The following is a 19,949-nucleotide window of genomic DNA, read 5'->3' as shown; positions in this document are numbered from 1 at the left end:
CGTTGGGCGGGCGGGGCGACGGTGCGCCCCGGGGGGAGGTGCCCCCGAACCTGTCGCTGACCCCGGCGGCGAAGCGGGCCCTGCTCGACGCCCACCAGTTGTCCCGGGCGATGGGGGCGAACTACATCGGCCCCGAGCACATCCTGATGGCGTTGCCGCTGAACCCGGAGTCACCGGCCGGGCGGATGCTGTCGGCGGGTCGGATCCAGCCGGAGTCGTTGCAGGCGGCGAACGCCGAACGCGGCCCGATGACCGGTCCGAAGCCGGACCGGGGCACCCCCACCCTCGACCAGTACGGTCAGGACCTCACCGACCTGGCCCGCAACGACCAGATCGACCCGGTGATCGGGCGCGCCGACGAGATCGAGCAGGCGGTGGAGATCCTGTCCCGGCGGACGAAGAACAACCCCGTCCTCATCGGTGAGGCCGGGGTGGGCAAGACGGCGATCGTCGAGGGGCTGGCCGAGCGGATCTGTGACGGCGACGTCCCGCAGACCCTGCTCGGCAAGCGGGTCGTCCAGCTCGACCTGGCCGGTCTGGTGGCCGGCACCCGGTACCGGGGTGACTTCGAGGAGCGCCTGAAGAAGGTGATCGACGAGATCCGGGCCCACCGCGACGAGCTGATCATCTTCCTGGACGAGATCCACACCCTGGTCGGGGCGGGCGGGGCCGGCAGCGAGGGCGGGATGGACGCCTCCAACATGCTCAAACCGGCACTGGCCCGGGGGGAGCTGCGGGTGATCGGGGCGACGACGCTCGACGAGTTCCGTCGCAGCATCGAGAAGGACGCCGCGTTGGCCCGCCGTTTCCAGCCGGTGCTGGTCCCCGAACCCACCGTCGAGGACACCGTCACCATCCTGCGCGGGCTGCGCGACCGCTACGAGGCGCACCACCAGGTTCGGTTCACCGACGAGTCGCTGGTCGCGGCGACCGAGCTGTCCGACAGGTACGTCACCGACAGGTTCCTGCCGGACAAGGCCATCGACCTGATCGACCAGGCCGGGGCCCGGGTCCGGCTGCGGACCCGGACGCCCGCCTCGGACGTGCGGGAGTTGGAGCAGCAACTCGACGAGGTACGGCGGGACAAGGAGCAGGCCGTCGCCGACGAGCAGTACGAGCGGGCGTCGGCGCTGCGCGACCGGCTCGCCGAGTTGCAGGACCGGATCCGCCGCGCCCAGGGCGAGGAGGACCTGCCCCAGGTGCCCGAGGTGGGGCCGCAGGAGATCGCCGAGGTGGTCTCCCGGGCCACCGGTATCCCGGTCGCCCAGCTCACCGAGGAGGAACGGGACCGGCTCCTGCGTCTGGAGGGCCACCTGCACGAGAAGGTGGTCGGCCAGGACGACGCGGTCGGGGCGGTCGCCGAGGCGGTCCGCCGGTCGCGGACCGGGCTGGCCGACCCGAACCGCCCGATGGGCAGTTTCCTGTTCCTGGGGCCGACCGGGGTGGGCAAGACGGAGCTGGGCCGGGCGTTGGCCGAGGCGCTCTTCGGTGAGGCCGACCGGATGGTCCGGGTGGACATGAGCGAGTTCCAGGAGCGGCACACTGTCAGTCGGCTGGTCGGTGCGCCCCCCGGGTACGTCGGGTACGAGGAGGCCGGGCAGCTCACCGAGGCGGTCCGTCGTCGCCCGTACGCCGTCGTGCTGCTCGACGAGATCGAGAAGGCCCACCCCGACGTGTTCAACATCCTGTTGCAGGTGCTCGACGACGGGCGGCTCACCGACAGTCAGGGGCGGACGGTGAACTTCAAGAACACCGTACTGATCATGACGAGCAACCTGGGGTCGGAGCTGATCACCGGGACGGGCCGGGCGGTGGGGTTCGGGGCCGGCGAGCCGGGCACCGACCGGGAGGGCGACGAGCTGCGGGAGCGGTTGATGCGTCGGCTCCAGGAGAACTTCCGACCGGAGTTCCTCAACCGGATCGACGAGGTGATCATCTTCCGTCGGTTGGAGGCCGAGCAGCTGCGGCAGATCACCGAGCTGATGTTGGAGGAGACCCGGCGGCGGTTGCACGCCCAGGACATCGACATCGACGTCACCGAGGCGGGGGTGGGGTGGCTCGCCGAGCACGGCTACCAGCCGGAGTTCGGGGCCCGTCCGCTGCGTCGGGTGATCCAACGCGAGCTGGACAACCGGCTGTCCCGGATGCTGCTGGAGGGGGCCATGTCGCCGGGGCAGAAGGTGCTGGTGGGTGCCCGCGACGGTCGGCTCACCCTCGACGTGGTCGCCGGTGCCGAGGGCGGTCACGCCTCGGCCCCGACGACGCACCCCCGATGAGCGGGGCATCCGGTGACCGAGCCTGAGCTGGGGGAGGACCCCGCCGAGCGGGTGGAGCCGATCGAGGCCCGTCCGACCGCGAACCCGGCCCGGATCCAGGTGCCACCGGAGGGTCCGGGAGCACTGGCCGGTGACGGTGAGCCGCCCGAGTCCGGGTCGGCGTCCGGAGAGGAGAGCTGATGGTACGCGAGACGCGACTCGACGCGGACGTCGAGCTGTTGTGGGAGGACTTCCACGCCCGGGTCAACATGCCCTCCGAGCAGCTGCGGCAGTGGCTGCTCACCCGAGGGTCGGGGGAGCGGGCGTTCGGCCCGGACCCCGACCTGGACCTGCCGGAGCCGGGTCGGCAGATCCTCGCCGTCCTGCGTAAACGCAAGGTGGACCTGACGTCGGGGGACGTGGAGGTGATGCGGCAGGCGGTGCGACGCATCGACGACCTGACCGCCGCCCCGCCGCCCCGGGGCGCCGCCGACGACGACTGGCGGCACCGGCTGCTCGACCTGGGGCACGACCCGCTCACCGTCGGCTGACGGGCAGACGTCCGACCCGCCGGGACCGACGCGTCCCGGCGGGTCCTCGCTGCGCGGGGTCAGGTCGGGGTGACGTCCGGGGTGTCGTCGTCGAGGCTGGGCAGGAGCAGACCGGCGGCGTCGGCGGCGGCCTGCCGCTCGGCGCGCAGCAGCTCCTCGCGGGTGAGCAGGGCGGCGTACTCGGCGACGTCGGCGGGGCCGGGGGCGCCGGGCAGCCGACGCAGGAACGCCTCCACGTCGCGGGAGGCGGCGGTGTGCGCGGCGGCGGTGCGGCGCACGTCCTCGCTGTCGTCGGCGGGCGGGTAGAGGTCGGTCATGCCGACCGGATACCCGCCGTCGGGCCGTTCGCACCCGGCGATGTCAGGCCGACCGGGTCACGGCGGCGGCCCCACCCGCCGGGTCGGCGCGTCGGACGCCGAAGTCGGGGTTGGCGGCCAGCCAGGACAGGTAGTCCGGATGGGCGGCCAGGGAGTCGGTGTACGCCGCGACGGCGGTCTCGGTGACCAGGTCGGCCACGCCGGCGGCGGGGGCCTCCGGGTGCCAGCCCAGCATCAGCCGCCACCGCAGGGGCGCGCCGGTCAGCCGTCGGGTCACCAGGCCGGCGACCGGTCTGAAGGTGGCCTGGCACAACGCCACCGCCTCCCCGGCCTCGACCAGGTCCATGCTGCCGCGTACGTCGGTCTCGTAGACCTTGCGGGGGGTGAACCCGGCGCGGGCGCAGGCGGCGGCGAAACAGTCGCCGAAGCAGCCGTCCCCGGGGGCGGCCACCCAGTGCTCGTGTCGCAGGTCGGTCAGGTTCACCTCGTCCCGCCCGGCGAGGGGGTGCTGTTCGGGCAGCAGCACCACCACCGGGTCGATGGAGACCTCCCGCCAGGTCAGCCCGAACTCCGCCGACGGGGTGGAGTCCCCGCAGACACCGGTCAGCGCGAAGTCCAGGCGGCTGGCGGCGACGAGTTGGGCCAGCTCGTCCACCGACCACGACGCGTACGTGGTGATCTGGGCCTGGGGGTGTTCGGCGGTGAGCCGGTGCACCAGTCGGCCGAGGATGGGGCTGTTCACCCCGCCGAAGCGGTACCGCAGGGGCGTGTCGACCGACCCGGCCAGCCGGGCGGCCTCGTCCTGCAACCCCTTCATCGCCGGCAGCAGGACCCGGGCTCGGGACAGGACCAGCTCGCCCAGGGCGGTCGGTCGGGCGCCGCGCCGGTCCCGCTCGAACAGCGGCCCGCCGAGGGTCCGTTCGATGCGCTGCAGTTGCGCGGTGAGGGCCGGCTGGGCCAGACCGAGTGTGGACGCGGCCTTGGTCACGCTCCCTGTTTCCGCGATCGCGCAGACCACCTTCAGGTGACGCAACTCCAGATTCATGGGGGTGACGTTATGACCACGACGGACCGGCGAAAAGTCCTGTAACCGAGCGGTAACTTCTAGTGGAGCGCGAGAAGGTGCAGGTCAACATCTATCGTCAGATATCGATCTCTTGACTCATAGGTCGGATCGACGGGTGTGCCGTCCGGTGACCGCGTCCCGGACCTTGTCCACCACTCCGACGGCCGGGTCGACGATTCGGTTCCACGGTGGAGTGTGGGGATTTCCCGGGTGCGGACGGGTCGGCGCGGCCTCCTCGGCGATCTCGAACCGGTTCCCCAACCGGATCAACTCCTCCTCGTCGGCGTGCGCCCGCAGCGGCTCGAACAGGGCACCCACCCCGTCGACGTGGCGGCGGAGCCGCTCGCCCAGGTCGGGCAGGCCCTCCTCGGTGAGGTCCCGGACGGCGCCCAGCAGCTCGGCGTCGGCCGCCACCTCCCGGTCGATGCGCTCGGTCTCGTCCGGCAACACCTGCCGGGCGGCGGGGAAGAGGTACTGCTCCTCCCCACTGAGGTGACGTGTCAACACGGCGGTGAACACCCCGATCACCTCCCGGCGGCGTTGCGCCGTGACGCCCTGCGCCGTCGCCTCGTCGAGCAGGCTCCGAAGGTCGTCGTGTTCGGCGGCGACGATGTCGAGCAGATGGGGCCCGCCCGGGCGGTACCCCTCACCGGGGACGGGCGGCAGCGGTGGCAGGTGAACGGTCACGGTGACCTCCTCGTCGCCGCCGGTACCCGAGCGCCGGGACCACCAAACCGTGCCCAGCTCCGGCCGGCTGGTATAAGGAGGAGTGACCACCCACTCCGCCTCCGCCCCGCCCGCCCCCACCGACGAGGTCGTCGACCTCTGCCGGGACCTGCTGCGCATCGACACCACGAACACCGGCGACCTCGCCACCAGCGCCGGCGAGCGGGCGGCGGCCGAGTACGTGGCCACCAAGCTCGCCGAGGTCGGGGTGACCAGCGAGCTGCACGAGTCGGCACCGGGTCGGGCCAACCTCGTGGCCCGGATCCCCGGCACCGATCCCGGCCGCGACGCCCTGCTCGTCCACGGACACCTCGACGTGGTGCCCGCCGACGCCGACGAGTGGTCGGTCCACCCGTTCTCCGGCGAGATCCGCGACGGATACCTGTGGGGTCGGGGCGCCATCGACATGAAGGACTTCGACGCCATGGTGCTGGCGGTGGTCCGGCACTGGCAGCGCACCGGCTACCGGCCGCCCCGCGACATCGTGCTGGCGTACACCGCCGACGAGGAGGCCGGCAGCGAGTACGGCGCACACTGGCTGGTCGAGCACCACCGGGACCTCTTCGACGGGTGCACCGAGGCCGTCGGCGAGGTCGGCGGGTTCTCGTACACCATCGACGAGGACCGCCGGCTCTACCTGATCGAGACGGCCGAGAAGGGACTGGACTGGCTGCGCCTGCACGCCAAGGGCCGCCCCGGACACGGCTCCTTCATCCACGACGACAACGCGGTGACAGCCCTCGCCGAGGCGGTGGCCCGGATCGGTCGGCACCGGTTCCCGGTCACCGTCACCCCCACCGTCCGGGCCTTCCTGGAGGAGGTCTCCGACGTCCTGGGCGTCGAGATCGACCCCGACGACCCGGAGACCGCGATCGCCAGGCTCGGCCCGATCGCCAACATCATCGGGGCGACGGTCCGCAGCACCGCCAACCCGACCCGGTTGGCCGCCGGCTACAAGGACAACGTGATCCCCGGCCGGGCCAGCGCCACCATCGACTGCCGCAGCCTGCCCGGCCAGTCGGAGCTGCTGGAACAGCAGTTGCGGGAGCTGGTCGGCCCGGACATCGACATCGAGTACGTGCACCGGCAGCCGGCCCTGGAGACCACCTTCGACGGTGCCCTGGTCGAGGCGATGTCCGCCGCCCTGCGCGCCGAGGACCCGGGGGCACGACCGGTGCCGTACATGCTCTCCGGAGGCACCGACGCCAAGGCCTTCGCCCGGCTCGGCATGCGCTGTTTCGGCTTCGCCCCCCTGCGTCTGCCCCCGGACCTGAACTTCTCGGGACTGTTCCATGGCATCGACGAGCGGGTGCCGGTCGACGGGCTACAGTTCGGCGTGCGGGTTCTCGACCGGTTCCTGCGCAGCTGCTAGCCGCGTCCCGGTAACGACTCTCCGGGCCCGCGAACCCCGAGGCGAGAGGGATTGGCACATGACCGACCAGCACGGTGAGCTGGAGGTCGCCCTGGAACGGGTGATCGAGGCCGCGCGCGCCCACCTGGCTGCTGTCCGGGCCGGCGACGGCCGGGTCGACGACGACGACGTGTGGCAGGCCTACGTCGAGCTGAACAACGCCTCGTACGACTACGACCAGCGGTTGCTCGCCGCCCACGGGGAGGTCACGCCCTGGGACGTGGACTCGATCGACCCGGACGAGGCCGACGAACGCCTCGGCGGGGGCGACAGCACGGCCGGCGCTGACGACCCGCACCCGACGATCCTGTCGGTGCGGCAGCGGCGCGACTTCCGGGTGCCGAGCGTCACGGCGCTGATCCGGGCCGCCGAGGTGGCCCGCCGGGAGGGCACCCCCCAGGAGGACGACCCCGCCCCAGTCGAGGGCGTCGGCGAGGCGGTGCTGGAGCTGCTGCAGAGCGGCGACGGCTCGCTGAGCGCGTTGGACGTCCCCGAGCTGGAGCCACTCGACGGCGTGGTGATGGTCAGCGAGGTGGCCGAGCCGGTCGACCTGGAGGCCTTCGACGACGACGACCCGGTGGGTCCGTTCCAGCCGGGCGCCGAGGACCGGCTGGTCGGCCGCCTCGACGAGCACCCGTTCCTGGAGCTCGACGGGGAGAACGAGGCCGTCGGCCGGGCCGGCTGACCGCCACCCCGAGGACCCCGGAGTCCCCTCGCCCCGTCCGTCGGGGGCGAGGGGCTCCTCCGTTCGGCGGGCGGCCCCCTCAGTACGACAGGCCGGGCTGGGGCTGGTTGACCCGTCGACGCCGCAACATCACCTGACGGGTGCCGTCCCGGAACAGTTGGACCCGGGCCAGCTCCCACCCGGAGAACTCCGCCTGGATCGCCAGTTGCGCCGCAGCCGTCAACCTGTCGACGTTCGGCGGTAACCGCAGGGGCGCGTACTCGTACTCCATGAGCCCCATGCTGCGCCCTGCCCCCACGGATCCGCCACCCCGACGCCCCGACGGGCGGGTCAGCCGTCGCGTTCGGGGTAGCCGACAGGCATGGACGCGACGTCGTCCAGGGCGGTGGTGATCTCCGCCGGCAGGGCCATCCGCTCCACCTGCAACGCGCCGAGCAGCTGACCCACAGTCCGGGCGCCGAGGATCGGCGCTGTCACCCCCGGCCGGTCCCGGATCCAGGTCAGCGCCACCTCCAGCGGTGACACCCCGAGGCCCCCCGCCGCTGTCGCGACCGCCTCCACGATGCTGGAGCACCGGGGTTCCAGGTACGTGGCGACGAAGCGCTCGAAGTGCGCCGAGGCGGCCCGGGAGTCCGCCGGGCGACCGTGCCGGTACTTGCCGGTCAGCACCCCCCGGCCCAGCGGCGACCAGGCCAGCACCCCCAGTCCCAGGGCCGAGCAGGCCGGCAGGACCTCCCGCTCCACCCCCCGTTCGAGCAGGGAGTACTCCACCTGGGCGGCGACCACCGGGGCCCGCCCGGGCCAGGCGGTCTGCCAGGCGGCGGCCCTGGCCGTCTGCCAACCGGAGAAGTTCGACACCCCGACGTACCGGACCCGGCCGCTGGCCACCGCGTGGTCCATCGCCGCCAGCGTCTCCTCCAACGGCGTGTCCGGGTCGTACCCGTGGACCTGCCACAGGTCGACGTGGTCGGTGCCGAGACGGCGCAACGACGCGTCCAGGGTACGCAGCAGGTGCCCCCTGGAGCCGTCGCGCCGCCGTCCGTTGCCGGGCCGCAGCCCCGCCTTGGTGGCGATCAGCAGCTCGTCGCGGGGGACCAGGCCGCCCAGCAGGGAGCCGATCACCGCCTCGGCGTCGCCGTCGGCGTACACGTCGGCGGTGTCGACCAGGTTGCCCCCGGCGTCGAGGTAGCTCTTCAGCTGGGCAGCCGCGTCGTCGGCGTCGGTGTCCCGGCCCCAGGTCATGGTGCCGAGCGCGAGCCGGGATACCGCCAGCCCGCTTCGGCCGAGCGGTCGCTGTTGCATGCGTGAACCTTATTTGCCCACGAGGCGCACCGATATCCTCGCCGCCGTCATCCCTGACCGGCCCGGCGCGGGAACGGGCGTCCGCTGCGGGCCCGGACGCCTGTTCATCGCCCCGATCGTCGCCGGTGACCCGTCGGGGTGTCGGATTTCCGCAGGTCGACCCGGTCGGTTCGGGCCGGGTGAGGCGGGGTCGGACACACCGGCGGGGTTGCGTAACCTGATGCGACTGGTTGTGGGTTCGGATGGGGAGGACCAGTGCGACTCGGGCTCAGCCTCGGATACCAGACGGCGTGGAGCACGCCCGCCGCCCACCTGGCACTCGCCCGGGAGGCGGATCGGCTCGGCTACTCGGTGGTGTGGGCGGCGGAGGCGTACGGCTCCGACTCGCCCAGCATGTTGGCCTGGATGGCCGGGCAGACCGACCGGATCGACCTGGGCAGTGCGGTGATGCAGATCCCCGCCCGGACCCCGGCGATGACCGCGATGACCGCTGCCACCCTCGACACCCTCAGCGGCGGCCGGTTCCGGCTCGGCCTCGGCGTGTCCGGGCCGCAGGTGTCCGAGGGCTGGCACGGCGTACGGTTCGCCAAGCCCCTGGCGCGCACCAGGGAGTACGTCGACATCGTCAGGATGGCGGTGGGCCGCAAGGAGGTCGCCTACGACGGCGAGCACTACACCCTGCCGTTGCCCGACGGGCCCGGCAAGGCCCTGCGGCTGGGCTTCCATCCGCCCCGCGACCACATCCCGATCTACCTCGCCGCGGTCGGGCCGAAGAACCTTGAGCTGGCCGGGGAGGTCGCCGACGGCTGGCTCGCCGTGTTCTACGCCCCCGAGTTCGCCGAGGAGCAGCTGGCCAGCGTCCGGGCCGGGCGGGCGAGGGCGGGCAGGGAGCTGGCCGGGTTCGACGTGGTGCCGTCGGTGCCGGTGGTCGTCGGTGACGACGTCGACTCCTGCGCGGAACTGGTCCGGTGGTACGCCGCCCTCTACGTCGGGGGGATGGGCAGCCGCAAGCAGAACTTCTACAACCAGCTCGCCACCCGGATGGGCTACGGCGACGCCGCCCGCGAGGTGCAGGACCTGTACCTGGACCGTCGGCAGCGCGACGCCGCCGCAGCGGTGCCCCTGGAGTTCATCGACCGGACCTCGCTGCTCGGGCCGAAGGAGCGCATCGCCGACCGGCTGCGCCAGTACGCCGAGGCCGGGGTGACCACCCTGTCGGTGACCCTCTTCGCCGCCGACGTCGAGACCGGGACCCGCACCCTGCGCACCGTCGCCGAGGCCCTCGACCTGGCCGGAGTCGGCGAGTGAGCTGGATCGAGGCCATCGTCCTGGGCATCGTCCAGGGGCTCACCGAGTTCCTGCCGATCAGCTCGTCGGGGCACATGCGGATCACCTCGGCGATCTTCTTCGACCAGGACGCCGGGGCGTCGTTCACCGCCGTCACCCAGCTCGGCACCGAGGCGGCGGTGCTGCTCTACTTCGCCAAGGACATCTGGCGGATCAGCCGTACCTGGATCCTGGGGATCTGGGACAGCTCGGTGCGCAGCAGCCTGGACTACCGGATGGGCTGGTACGTCATCGTCGGGTCGATCCCGATCGGGGTGATCGGGTTCCTGTTCAAGGACCAGATCCGGGAGACCGCCCGGAACCTCTACCTGGTCGCCACCATGCTGATCGTGTTCGCGTTCGTCCTGGCCTTCGCCGAGTACTGGGGGCGGCAGACCCGTACCCTCAAGGACTTCCGGATGCGCGACGGCGTGGTGATGGGACTGGCCCAGGCGATGGCGCTGATCCCCGGGGTGTCCCGCTCCGGCGGCACCCTCACCGCCGGTCTCTTCCTCAACCTCACCCGGGAGACCGCGGCGCGGTACTCCTTCCTGCTGGCCATCCCGGCGGTGGTGATGTCCGGGCTGTTCAGCATCCCGGACGTGTTCGCGCCCGCCGCGCCGGGCACCTCGGCACCGAGCGTGGCGCAGATGGTGGTGGCCACCATCATCGCCTTCGGCGTCGGCTACGCGGCCATCGCCTGGCTGCTGCGCTTCGTCGCACACCACACCCTGTACGTCTTCGTCCTCTACCGGGTGGCGGTCGGCACCCTGGTCCTGGCCCTGCTGCTGACCGGCACCATCTCCGCGACCTGAGCCACCCACGACGCCCCCGCCGCCCGACCCGGGTGACGGGGGCGTCGCCGTGCCGCAGCCTGCATCCCACAGTCGTGCCGCAGCGGGCGGGACCCGGTGTCGTACCGTCGCGCCGCAGCGAGCGGGACCCGGCGTCGCCCCGGAGGTTCTAGGCTGGTCGGGTGGCGACCCTCCTGCTCCTGCGACACGGCCGCACGACAGCCAACGCCGACGGCGGGCTGGCCGGTCGGCAACCGGTCGAGCTGGACGACACCGGCCGGGCCCAGGCGACGGCCGTCGGCGACCGGCTGCGCGGCCTCCGGCTGGCCGCCGTGGTGACCAGCCCGCTGGTGCGGTGCCGACAGACCCTCGAACTGGCGGTGCCGGAGGCCACCCCGGTCGTCGAGGACGACCTCATCGAGTGCGGGTACGGCACCTGGGAGGGGCAGGCGCTCAAGAAGCTGGCCAAGGAGCCGCTCTGGCCGGTGGTCCAGCAGCACCCCAGCGCCGTGGTCTTCCCCGACGGCGAGTCGATGGCGGCGATGGCGGCCCGGGCGGTCGGCGCGGTCCGCGCCTGGGACGCCCGGGTCACCGCCGAACACGGCCCCGAGGCGGTCTGGCTGGCGTGCAGCCACGGAGACGTGATCAAGGCGATCGTGGCGGACGCCCTCGGCCTGCACCTGGACCTGTTCCAACGTCTCGTCGCGGACCCGGCGTCGATCACCGCGATCCGGTACACACCGCTGCGCCCCTTCCTGGTCCGGCTCAACGACACCGGCGGCGACCTGGCCGGTCTGGTGCCCCCCGTGCCGCGCCGCCGACGTCGCCGTCCGGCCGACTCGGACGCCGCGGTCGGCGGGGGAGCGGGGACGACCCGGTGAGGACGCCGTGACCGCCGCCCGACCCGACCCGACCTGCACCGTCCCGTCGCGCTCACCGGGGCGTGGCGATTGTGCGTCGGTGGGGGTACGCGGTGCCGTACCGCGCCCGATAGGGTCGTGGGTATGACCCACCAGGTGCACGCCTTCGAGCCGCCGGAGCGGTTCGTCGCCGGGACGGTCGGGCCGCCGGGAGAGCGGACGTTCTTCCTCCAGGCCCGGGGCGGCGGCCGGCTGGTCAGCGTGGCGCTGGAGAAGGTGCAGGTCTCCCTGCTCGCCGAGAAGCTCGAGGAGCTGCTCGCCGAGGCGCAACGTCGATTCGGGGTGCAGGTCCCCGAGGCCGTCCCCGTCACCGGGGACAACGACCCGCTGGACACCCCGGTCGACGAGGAGTTCCGGGTCGGGACCCTCGGGCTGGCCTTCGACGTGGACACCGCCACCGTGGTGATCGAGGCGATCGCCGTCGGCGAGGTCGAGGCCGAGGTCGAGTTGGCCGACGAGCTCGACGACGATGACGACGATGACGACGACGAGGAGCCCGACGAGGACCTCGACCGGCTGCGGGTGCGGCTCACCCCGGAGGCGACCCGGGAGTTCATCGAACGGGCCAAGCGGGTGGTCAACGCGGGCCGCCCACCCTGCCCGCTCTGCGGTCAGCCGTTGGATCCCGTCGGGCACCTCTGCCCGCGGCACAACGGCTACCACAGGTGACCTCGTCGGACCTTCGGCCCCGTCCCGACGGTGCCGCAGTGCGTCGGCTGCTCCGTGACGGTGTCCTCACCGTCGACGGGCGGCTGGTCGAGGCCTCCAACACCACACTGCGCGGGACGCTGACCCTGGACGGGGTCAGCGCCCACTGCGTCTACAAGCCGATTCGCGGTGAGCGTCCGCTCTGGGACTTCCCCGACGGCACCCTCGCCGACCGGGAGGTCGCCGCGTACCTGGTCGCCGAGGCTCTCGGTGGGGAACTGGTCCCCCCGACGGTGCTGCGGGACGGGCCGTTCGGCACCGGCTCCTGCCAGTGGTGGATCGACGAGCCGGACGGCGCCGCCCCGCTTGTCGGGTTCGTGGCGGCGGACGCGGTGCCGCCCGGCTGGTTCCCGATCGCCGCCGCCCGCGACGACGACGGCACCGCGTACACCCTGGCGCACGCCGACGATCCCCGGCTGGCCCGTCTCGCGGTGTTCGACGCTGTCGTCAACAACGCCGACCGCAAGGGTGGACACGTCCTCGTCGGGCCGGACGACCGGATCTACGGCGTGGACCACGGGGTGACCTTCCACGTGGAGGAGAAGCTGCGGACGGTGCTGTGGGGGTGGGCGGGCCGGACGCTGCCTGCCGACCTGGTCGCCGCGCTCGCCGTCCTCGCCGACCGGCTCGACGCCGACCTCGGCGAGCAGGTGGCCCACCACCTGACCCTCGGCGAGGTCGCCGCGTTACGGGCCCGGGTGGACAGGCTGCGCTCCACCGGCCGGTTTCCGCTGCCGCCCCGCGACGGTCCGGTCTTCCCCTGGCCGCCGATCTGAACCCATCCGTCCCGGGCTGTCGCCTTGATCACTGTGCAGCCGACTTCCGGCTGGTCAACACGTCGTTAGGCTGATGGTCATGGACTCTTGGGTGGGACACGAGGTGCCGCGGCTACCGGGTCGGGGCGGCCCGCTGGCGTTGTTCGACACCGCTCGGCAGGGTGTGCACCCGGACACCGGCGAGGGTGACGCCACCCTGTACGTCTGCGGGATCACCCCGTACGACGCCACCCACCTCGGTCACGCCGCCACCATGATCGCCTTCGATCTGGTCCAGCGGGTCTGGCGCGACGCCGGCCGGTCGGTGCGGTACGTGCAGAACGTCACCGACATCGACGACCCGCTCCTGGAGCGGGCGCAGCGCGACGGCGAGGACTGGAAGGTCCTGGCGATGCGGGAGACCGCCCTGTTCCGCGAGGACATGGAGGCGCTGCGGATCATCCCACCGGAGCACTACGTCGGCGCTGTCGAGTCGATCCCGGACATCGCCGCACGGGTGGTGGAGCTGCTCGGCGACGGGGCGGCGTACCGGCTCGACGACGGCACCGGCGACGTCTACTTCGACATCACCGCCGCCCCCCGGTTCGGCTACGAGTCCAACCTGTCCCGGGACGAGATGCTGAAGATCTTCCCCGAGCGGGGTGGGGACCCCGAGCGGGCCGGCAAGCGTGACCCCCTCGACCCGCTGCTGTGGCGCGGTGCCCGCCCCGACGAGCCGTCCTGGTCCGGCGGGGACCTGGGACCGGGCCGACCGGGCTGGCACATCGAGTGCACGGTGATCGCCCTGAACCTGCTCGGCGAGCGGATCGACGTGCAGGGCGGCGGCAACGACCTGATCTTCCCGCACCACGAGTGTTCCGCCGCGCACGCCGAACGGCTGACCGGCCGGGCCCCGTTCGCCGGTTTCTACGTTCACGCGGGCATGATCGGGCTCGACGGCGAGAAGATGTCGAAGTCCAAGGGGAACCTGGTCTTCGTCTCCCGGCTCCGGGCCGACCGGGTCGACCCGATGGCGGTCCGGCTGGCCCTGCTCACCGGGCACTACCGGACCGACCGGACCTGGACCGACGACCTCCTCGCCGCCGCCGGACACCGGCTGGACCGGTGGCGTCGGGCCGCAGCCGCCCCCGCCGGCCCCGACGGACCGGCCCTGCTGGCCGCGCTCCGCGACCGGCTCGCCGACGACCTCGACTCTCCCGGGGCGCTGCGGGTGGCAGACGAGTTCGCCGAGGCGACCCTGTCCGGCGTCGCCGACGACCCGGCCGCGCCGGCCCTGTTCGCCGCGACTGTCGACGCCCTCCTGGGTGTCCGCCTCTGACCCCGGTCAGCCGAGGACCAGGCCGGGATCGGGGTCCGGGTCGGCGGCGGGGGCCGGGACCCGGTACTCCTCGGTCAGGGTCGTCATCGGGCCCGGCCAGGTGGCCTGGGCGACCTCGATGGGTCTACGGCGCTCGTCGTAGGCGACGTGCAGCAGGTGCAGGACGGGGGTGTCCGGGCGGATCTGGAGGGTCTCGGCCTCCTCCCGGCTGGGCTGGCGGGCGGTGATGGTGTCGGTGGCGGTGACGTACCGGCGGCCGATCGCCTCCTCGGCCTCCTGGTACAGCGGCCGACCGAACGCCTCGGCCCGCTCCAGCGACGTGCCGGCGGTGTCGGCGGGCAGGAACCACGACGCGCCCACCTCGACCGGGGAGTCCTCGGTGCGGACCAGGTGCCGACGGCAGAGCAGGTCGGTGCCGTCTGCCACCCCGAACGCGTCGGCCACCTCGGGTGGGGCGGGGGAGCGGCCGACGGAGACGAGCTGCTGACGGTATCGGGCGGCCAGGTCGGTGTGGTAGCCGCGGAAGCCGCCGTACCGGCCCCGGGAGAGCCGGTTGAGGCGGCGGCGGGTGCCCCTGACGTACGTACCGGAGCCGGGCTTGGTGATCAGGACACCCTCGACCCGCAGCTGGTCCACGGCCCGCTGGACGGTCTGCTTCGCCACCCCGAACATCTCCGCGATGGCCGGGATGGAGGGAAGTCGCTCACCGGGCGCCCAGTCGCCCCGGCGGACCTGCGCCTTGAGCTGCGCGGCGATCTGCCGGTGCGGGAACTCGGCCGCCCCCGGGTTGATCTGCATACCCACCTCCACGATTACAGCTAGGTTCCTAGGATGCCCTAGACGCTGTGACGGCACCACCCCGGACACGCCCGGCCTGGTCACCTACCGGGTTCCTGCGGCCACGCGAGCAGGTTCAGGGCACCAACCGGCGTCCCCACGGGGCTGCCGGTCGTGCTCGACACCACCCAGGTCGCCGGCTGGTGCCTGCTGCGGGCACCAGCCGTTGCCGAAGAGAGCGCCGGTTACCAGGATCCGGCGGTGGGGCCGGCGGAACCGCCCCGGCGGCGCAGGTACTTCTCGAACTCCTGGGCGATCTCGTCACCGGTCAGCGGGGTGATCCCCGCGTCGCCGAGGCGCTCCTCCAACTCCCGGACGTACTCGCCGAGTTCGGCGTCCTGCTCGGCGGCGCTGCGCACCCGCTGTTCCCACTCGGCGGCCTCCTCGGCCAGGTCGGCCATCGGCACCGGCAGGTCCAGCACCTCCTCGACCCGGTGCAGCAGCGCCAGGGTGGCCTTCGGGCAGGGCGGATTGTTGGCGTAGTGCGGCACGTGCACCCAGAACGACACCGCGTCGACCTCGGCGCGGGTGCAGGCGTCGTGCAACACCCCGACGATCCCGGTGGGGCCGTCGTACCGGGTGGGGGTGAGCTGGTAGCGCTCGGCAGCCCCGGCGTCGGAGGCGCTGCCGCTGATCGGCAGGGGCCGGGTGTACGGGACGTCGGCCAGCAGGGCACCGAGCAGGACCACCCGCTCGACCTCCAGGCTGTGGCAGATCTCCAGGACCTGTTCGCAGAAGGTGCGCCAGCGCATGCTGGGCTCGATGCCCCGGATCAGGACGACGTCCCGTTCGGTGCCCTTCGGGCTGGCCACCGTGAACCGGGTGGTCGGCCACTCCACCTTCCGGGTCTCGCCCTCGGCCATGGTGATGGTGGGTCGGCTGACCTGGAAGTCGTAGAAGTCCTCCGGGTCCAGTTCGGTGACCGGACGCGCCTGCCACACCTGTTCCAGGTGCTCGACGGCGGCGGTGGAGGCGTCCGCCGCGTCGTTCCAGCCCTCGAAGGCGGCGATGGCCACCGGGGACCGGAGCACCGGCAGTCCGTCGAACTCGGTCATGCCGTCACCTCCCCCTGCTCGTCGGGGCCGACCCGGGGTGCTGCCCCGATCGTCGGTCCGCCGGGCGCGGTGTTGTCCCTGTTGTCCTTCACGTCCGTAGCCTACGGGCCGGGTTCCGTGCGGGCACGTCGGCCGCGCCGGGTCGCTCCGGGGGGTGCCAGGATCGGCCGAACCGGCCATCCGGTCATGTCACCACGAAAGGTGCGGGGTGATCCCGCCGACATAATGTGGGATCCCCGGACAGGGCCGGTCGGCACCGCTGCGGGCGCACTAGCCTGTACGGGTGCGAACCTCGTTGCTCGACGTACTGGCAGGCCGGATCCTCGTCACCGACGGTGCCATGGGCACCATGTTGCAGGCGGCCGACCTGACCCTGGCCGACTTCGAGGATCTGGAGGGGTGCAACGAGATCCTCAACGTCACCCGACCGGACGTGGTCCGGGGGGTGCACGAGGCGTACCTTGCCGCCGGGGCCGACTGCGTGGAGACGAACACCTTCGGTGCCAACCTGGCCAACCTCGCCGAGTACGACATCCCCCACCGGATCCGGGAGCTGTCCGAGGCCGGGGCGCGGATCGCCCGGGAGGCCGCCGACGCGTACACCACCGCCGACCAGCCCCGCTTCGTCCTCGGCTCGATCGGCCCCGGGACCAAGCTGCCCACCCTCGGGCACGCCGCGTACGCCACCCTGCGCGACGCCTACCTGGAGAACGCCGCCGGTCTGATCGAGGGCGGCTCCGACGCCCTGATCATCGAGACCTGCCAGGACCTTCTCCAGGTGAAGGCGGCGGTGATCGGCTCGAAGCGGGCGATGGCCCAGCTCGGGCAGGAGGTGCCGCTGATCGTCCACGTCACCGTGGAGACCACCGGGACCATGCTCCTGGGCAGTGAGATCGGCGCGGCCCTGACCGCCCTGGAGCCGCTGGGCATCGACCTGATCGGGCTGAACTGCGCCACCGGCCCGGCCGAGATGAGCGAGCACCTGCGCTACCTGTCGCAGCACGCCCGGGTACCGCTGTCGGTGATGCCGAACGCCGGTCTTCCGCAGTTGACCGCCGACGGTGCGGCCTACCCGTTGACCCCGGTGGAGCTGGCCGACGCCCTGGAACGCTTCGTCACCGAGTACGGCGTCTCCCTGCTCGGCGGGTGCTGCGGCACCACCCCCGAGCACATCCGGGTGGTCGCCGAGCGGCTGCGGGGCCGGCAGGCCGCTCGGCGGGAGCCGGTGGTCGACGCCGGGGTCTCCTCGGTCTACCACCACGTGCCGTTCGCCCAGGACGCAAGCGTCCTGATGGTGGGGGAGCGGACCAACGCCAACGGGTCCAAGGCGTTCCGGGACGCGATGCTCGCCGCCGACTGGCAGTCCTGTGTGGAGATCGCCCGCAGTCAGGCCCGGGACGGGTCGCACCTGCTGGACCTCTGCGTCGACTACGTCGGCCGCGACGGTGCGGTGGACATGCGGGAACTGGCCGGACGCTTCGCCACCGCCTCCACCCTGCCGATCATGCTGGACTCCACCGAGCCCGCCGTCATCGAGGCGGGGCTGGAGATGCTCGGTGGTCGGTGCGTGGTCAACTCGGTCAACTTCGAGGACGGCGACGGCCCCGAGTCGCGGTACGCGCGGATCATGCCGGTGGTCGCCGAGCACGGCGCGGCAGTGGTGGCGCTGCTCATCGACGAGGAGGGCCAGGCCCGGACCCAGGAGTGGAAGGTACGCGTCGCCGCCCGGCTGATCGACGACCTGACCGGGCGGTGGGGGCTGCGACGCAGCGACATCCTCATCGACGCCCTGACCTTCCCGATCGCCACCGGGCAGGAGGAGACCCGCCGCGACGGCATCGAGACCATCGAGGCGATTCGGGAGATCGCCACCCGCTATCCCGGGGTCAACTTCACACTGGGCATCTCCAACGTCTCCTTCGGGCTCAACCCGGCCGCCCGACAGGTGCTCAACTCGGTCTTCCTCAACGAGTGCGTCGAGGCGGGCCTCTCCTCGGCGATCGTGCACGCCAGCAAGATCCTGCCGATGGCGAAGATCCCCGACGCGCAGCGTGAGGTCGCCCTGGACCTGATCTACGACCGCCGCCGGGAGGGGTACGACCCGGTGCAGGCCTACATCGAGGCCTTCGAGGGGGTCGACGCCGCCTCGGCTCGGGCCACCCGGGCCGAGGAGTTGGCAGCGCTCCCGCTGGACGAGCGGCTCAAGCGGCGGATCGTCGACGGGGAGCGCAACGGCCTCGAAGCCGACCTGGACGCCGCGATGGCCAGCGGCCGTACCCCGTTGTCGATCATCAACGACCTGCTCCTGGACGGTATGAAGGTGGTCGGTGAGCTGTTCGGCTCCGGCCAGATGCAGCTGCCCTTCGTACTCCAGTCCGCCGAGGTGATGAAGACGGCGGTGGCGTACCTCGAACCCCACATGGACAAGGCCGACGACGGCGGCAAGGGCCGGATCGTCCTGGCCACCGTCAAGGGCGACGTCCACGACATCGGCAAGAACCTCGTCGACATCATCCTGTCCAACAACGGCTACGAGGTCGTCAACATCGGCATCAAGCAGCCGATCAACGCGATCCTCGACGCCGCCGAGGAACACCGGGCCGACGCGATCGGGATGTCCGGGCTGCTGGTCAAGAGCACCGTCATCATGAAGGAGAACCTCGCCGAGATGGCCACCCGGGGGGTGGCCGAGCGGTGGCCGGTGCTGCTCGGCGGAGCGGCCCTGACCCGCTCGTTCGTCGAGGACGACCTGCGGGCGGTCTTCCCCGGCCAGGTCCACTACGCCCGGGACGCCTTCGAGGGACTCTCCCTGATGGACCGGGTGATGACGGCCAAGCGGGGCGGCGCACCGGTGGTCGACGCCGAACGGGAGGCGGCCCTGGCCGCCCGGCGGGCCCGCCGGGAGAAGCAGCGGTCCGTCGTCCGGGAGTCCCTACCCGACCTGGACGACGCCTCGGTCCGTTCCGACGTGGCCCTCGACGTCGAGGTGCCCACCCCGCCGTTCTTCGGCAGCCGGGTGATCAAGGGCCTGCCGTTGGCCGAGTACGCGGCGCTGCTCGACGAGCGGGCCACCTTCCTCGGACAGTGGGGGCTGCGCGGCGCCCGGGGCGGCAAGGGCCCCTCCTACGAGGAGTTGGTGGAGACCGAGGGGCACCCCCGGCTGCGGTACTGGCTGGACCGGCTCACCGCCGACAAGGTCCTCGAAGCCGCAGTGGTGTACGGCTACTTCCCGGCGTACTCCGAAGGCAACGACCTGGTGATCCTGGACGAGAACGGGCACAGCGAGCGGGCCCGGTTCTCCTTCCCCCGGCAGCGCCAGGAACGGCGGCTCTGCCTGGCCGACTTCTTCCGCCCCAAGGGCGACCAGCTCGACGTGGTGGCCCTGCAACTGGTAACCGTCGGCCAGCCGGTCAGCGAGTACACGGCGAAGATGTTCGCCGCCAACGAGTACCGCGACTACCTGGAGGTCCACGGCCTCTCGGTGCAGCTCACCGAGGCCCTCGCCGAGTACTGGCACCGGCGGATCCGCAGCGAACTGACCCTGCCGGGTGGGCGTACCGTCGCCGGGGACGATCCGGGGGACCTGGCCGGACTGCTGCGCACCGACTTCCGGGGCTGCCGGTACGCGTTCGGCTACCCCGCCTGCCCCGACCTTGAGGACCGCGCCAAGATCGTCGAACTGCTGGGCGCGGAGCGCATCGGGGTGACCCTCTCCGAGGAGTTCCAGCTGGAGCCCGAGCAGGCCACCGACGCGATCGTCGTCCACCACCCCGAAGCCAGCTACTTCAACGCCAAGTAGTCGCAGGGCAGTGCGCGCTGCCGACGCCCCGCTCACCTCCACGTGAGGCACCAGATCGTAAGACCACACGACGGAACACAAGACACAACGATATCGAACGACT

The 19,949-nt window shown here is 72.2% G+C and carries 19 protein-coding genes; 12 read left to right on the top strand and 7 right to left on the bottom strand.

Going from position 1 to position 19,949, the window contains the following annotated elements:
- The 3 genes from ABT336_RS22240 to ABT336_RS22230 form a co-directional block, all read left to right on the top strand.
- Positions 1 to 2,276 (top strand): ATP-dependent Clp protease ATP-binding subunit (locus ABT336_RS22240; protein ID WP_350898654.1); only part of this gene is annotated, 2,276 nt, incomplete at its 5' end.
- Between the two features lie 12 nt (positions 2,277 to 2,288).
- Positions 2,289 to 2,456: a hypothetical protein gene (locus tag ABT336_RS22235; RefSeq protein ID WP_350898652.1), complete on the top strand. Its 168-nt coding sequence runs from the start codon at positions 2,289 to 2,291 to the stop codon at positions 2,454 to 2,456.
- Entirely contained in the window at positions 2,456 to 2,806 is a 351-nt protein-coding gene (locus ABT336_RS22230) for a DUF3140 domain-containing protein (RefSeq protein ID WP_350898650.1), read from the top strand. The genes ABT336_RS22235 and ABT336_RS22230 overlap by 1 nt, the downstream gene beginning before the upstream one ends.
- Positions 2,807 to 2,865: 59 nt before the next feature.
- On the opposite strand, the gene ABT336_RS22225 is transcribed toward ABT336_RS22230, so the two are convergent.
- From ABT336_RS22225 to ABT336_RS22215, 3 genes are all read right to left on the bottom strand, one after another.
- Positions 2,866 to 3,123 carry a hypothetical protein gene (locus ABT336_RS22225; protein WP_350898648.1) on the bottom strand — a complete coding sequence of 86 codons (258 nt, stop codon included), beginning with the start codon at positions 3,121 to 3,123 and terminating at the stop codon, positions 2,866 to 2,868.
- A gap of 43 nt (positions 3,124 to 3,166) precedes the next feature.
- Entirely contained in the window at positions 3,167 to 4,168 is a 1,002-nt protein-coding gene (locus ABT336_RS22220) for a LysR family transcriptional regulator (protein WP_350898646.1), read from the bottom strand.
- 117 nt (positions 4,169 to 4,285) lie between these two features.
- On the bottom strand, positions 4,286 to 4,876 hold the full coding sequence (locus ABT336_RS22215) for a hemerythrin domain-containing protein (protein ID WP_350898644.1): 591 nt from the start codon (positions 4,874 to 4,876) through the stop codon (positions 4,286 to 4,288).
- Positions 4,877 to 4,958: 82 nt separating this feature from the next.
- On the opposite strand from ABT336_RS22215, the gene ABT336_RS22210 reads away from it, so the two are divergent.
- Entirely contained in the window at positions 4,959 to 6,287 is a 1,329-nt protein-coding gene (locus ABT336_RS22210) for a M20/M25/M40 family metallo-hydrolase (protein WP_350898642.1), read from the top strand.
- Positions 6,288 to 6,345: 58 nt separating this feature from the next.
- Positions 6,346 to 7,011, top strand: a complete 666-nt coding sequence (locus ABT336_RS22205; RefSeq protein WP_350898640.1) for a hypothetical protein — start codon at positions 6,346 to 6,348, stop codon at positions 7,009 to 7,011.
- 79 nt (positions 7,012 to 7,090) lie between these two features.
- On the opposite strand, the gene ABT336_RS22200 is transcribed toward ABT336_RS22205, so the two are convergent.
- Both ABT336_RS22200 and ABT336_RS22195 read right to left on the bottom strand, forming a co-directional pair.
- Positions 7,091 to 7,282 carry a DUF5703 family protein gene (locus tag ABT336_RS22200; protein ID WP_350898638.1) on the bottom strand — a complete coding sequence of 64 codons (192 nt, stop codon included), beginning with the start codon at positions 7,280 to 7,282 and terminating at the stop codon, positions 7,091 to 7,093.
- Between the two features lie 59 nt (positions 7,283 to 7,341).
- Entirely contained in the window at positions 7,342 to 8,313 is a 972-nt protein-coding gene (locus ABT336_RS22195) for an aldo/keto reductase (protein ID WP_350898637.1), read from the bottom strand.
- Positions 8,314 to 8,568: 255 nt separating this feature from the next.
- Between ABT336_RS22195 and ABT336_RS22190 the strand changes: the two genes are divergently transcribed.
- From ABT336_RS22190 to mshC, 6 genes are all read left to right on the top strand, one after another.
- Positions 8,569 to 9,621 (top strand): LLM class F420-dependent oxidoreductase, encoded by a 1,053-nt coding sequence (locus ABT336_RS22190; RefSeq protein WP_350898635.1) that lies wholly within the window; start codon positions 8,569 to 8,571, stop codon positions 9,619 to 9,621.
- Entirely contained in the window at positions 9,618 to 10,454 is an 837-nt protein-coding gene (locus tag ABT336_RS22185) for an undecaprenyl-diphosphate phosphatase (RefSeq protein ID WP_350898633.1), read from the top strand. The genes ABT336_RS22190 and ABT336_RS22185 overlap by 4 nt, the downstream gene beginning before the upstream one ends.
- Positions 10,455 to 10,615: 161 nt before the next feature.
- On the top strand, positions 10,616 to 11,314 hold the full coding sequence (locus ABT336_RS22180) for an MSMEG_4193 family putative phosphomutase (RefSeq protein WP_350898631.1): 699 nt from the start codon (positions 10,616 to 10,618) through the stop codon (positions 11,312 to 11,314).
- Between the two features lie 123 nt (positions 11,315 to 11,437).
- The gene (locus ABT336_RS22175; protein ID WP_350898629.1) at positions 11,438 to 12,022 is read left to right on the top strand and encodes a DUF3090 domain-containing protein; all 585 of its coding nucleotides are present in this window, start codon (positions 11,438 to 11,440) and stop codon (positions 12,020 to 12,022) included.
- Complete coding sequence (locus ABT336_RS22170; RefSeq protein WP_350898627.1) at positions 12,019 to 12,837, top strand: SCO1664 family protein; 819 nt, start codon at positions 12,019 to 12,021, stop codon at positions 12,835 to 12,837. Before ABT336_RS22175 ends, ABT336_RS22170 begins: the two co-directional genes overlap by 4 nt.
- A 79-nt stretch (positions 12,838 to 12,916) precedes the next feature.
- The gene (gene mshC / locus ABT336_RS22165) at positions 12,917 to 14,155 is read left to right on the top strand and encodes a cysteine--1-D-myo-inosityl 2-amino-2-deoxy-alpha-D-glucopyranoside ligase (protein WP_350898625.1); all 1,239 of its coding nucleotides are present in this window, start codon (positions 12,917 to 12,919) and stop codon (positions 14,153 to 14,155) included.
- A gap of 6 nt (positions 14,156 to 14,161) precedes the next feature.
- Here the strand turns inward: mshC and ABT336_RS22160 are convergent, their stop codons facing one another.
- Both ABT336_RS22160 and ABT336_RS22155 read right to left on the bottom strand, forming a co-directional pair.
- Positions 14,162 to 14,953 (bottom strand): GntR family transcriptional regulator, encoded by a 792-nt coding sequence (locus ABT336_RS22160; RefSeq protein WP_350898623.1) that lies wholly within the window; start codon positions 14,951 to 14,953, stop codon positions 14,162 to 14,164.
- A 224-nt stretch (positions 14,954 to 15,177) separates the two neighbouring features.
- Positions 15,178 to 16,047 (bottom strand): PAC2 family protein, encoded by an 870-nt coding sequence (locus tag ABT336_RS22155; RefSeq protein WP_350898621.1) that lies wholly within the window; start codon positions 16,045 to 16,047, stop codon positions 15,178 to 15,180.
- A gap of 283 nt (positions 16,048 to 16,330) precedes the next feature.
- Between ABT336_RS22155 and metH the strand changes: the two genes are divergently transcribed.
- Positions 16,331 to 19,846 (top strand): methionine synthase, encoded by a 3,516-nt coding sequence (metH, locus tag ABT336_RS22150; protein ID WP_350898619.1) that lies wholly within the window; start codon positions 16,331 to 16,333, stop codon positions 19,844 to 19,846.
- Positions 19,847 to 19,949 lie beyond the last annotated feature (103 nt).

Origin of the sequence: Micromonospora sp. NPDC000207, assembly GCF_040300925.1 — a bacterium.
Classification (GTDB): Bacteria; Actinomycetota; Actinomycetes; order Mycobacteriales; family Micromonosporaceae; genus Micromonospora.
Note: the sequence above shows the minus strand (reverse complement) of the source record. Positions and strands in the feature narration are given on the sequence as shown.

Coding starts and splice junctions, on each gene's coding strand:
- ABT336_RS22200 (WP_350898638.1), bottom strand. CDS start 7,282: ATGGAGTACGAGTACGCGCCCCTGCGGTTACCGCCGAACGTCGACAGG.
- ABT336_RS22195 (WP_350898637.1), bottom strand. CDS start 8,313: ATGCAACAGCGACCGCTCGGCCGAAGCGGGCTGGCGGTATCCCGGCTC.
- ABT336_RS22205 (WP_350898640.1), top strand. CDS start 6,346: ATGACCGACCAGCACGGTGAGCTGGAGGTCGCCCTGGAACGGGTGATC.
- ABT336_RS22220 (WP_350898646.1), bottom strand. CDS start 4,168: ATGAATCTGGAGTTGCGTCACCTGAAGGTGGTCTGCGCGATCGCGGAA.
- ABT336_RS22155 (WP_350898621.1), bottom strand. CDS start 16,047: ATGACCGAGTTCGACGGACTGCCGGTGCTCCGGTCCCCGGTGGCCATC.
- mshC (WP_350898625.1), top strand. CDS start 12,917: ATGGACTCTTGGGTGGGACACGAGGTGCCGCGGCTACCGGGTCGGGGC.
- ABT336_RS22225 (WP_350898648.1), bottom strand. CDS start 3,123: ATGACCGACCTCTACCCGCCCGCCGACGACAGCGAGGACGTGCGCCGC.
- ABT336_RS22160 (WP_350898623.1), bottom strand. CDS start 14,953: ATGCAGATCAACCCGGGGGCGGCCGAGTTCCCGCACCGGCAGATCGCC.
- ABT336_RS22175 (WP_350898629.1), top strand. CDS start 11,438: ATGACCCACCAGGTGCACGCCTTCGAGCCGCCGGAGCGGTTCGTCGCC.
- ABT336_RS22230 (WP_350898650.1), top strand. CDS start 2,456: ATGGTACGCGAGACGCGACTCGACGCGGACGTCGAGCTGTTGTGGGAG.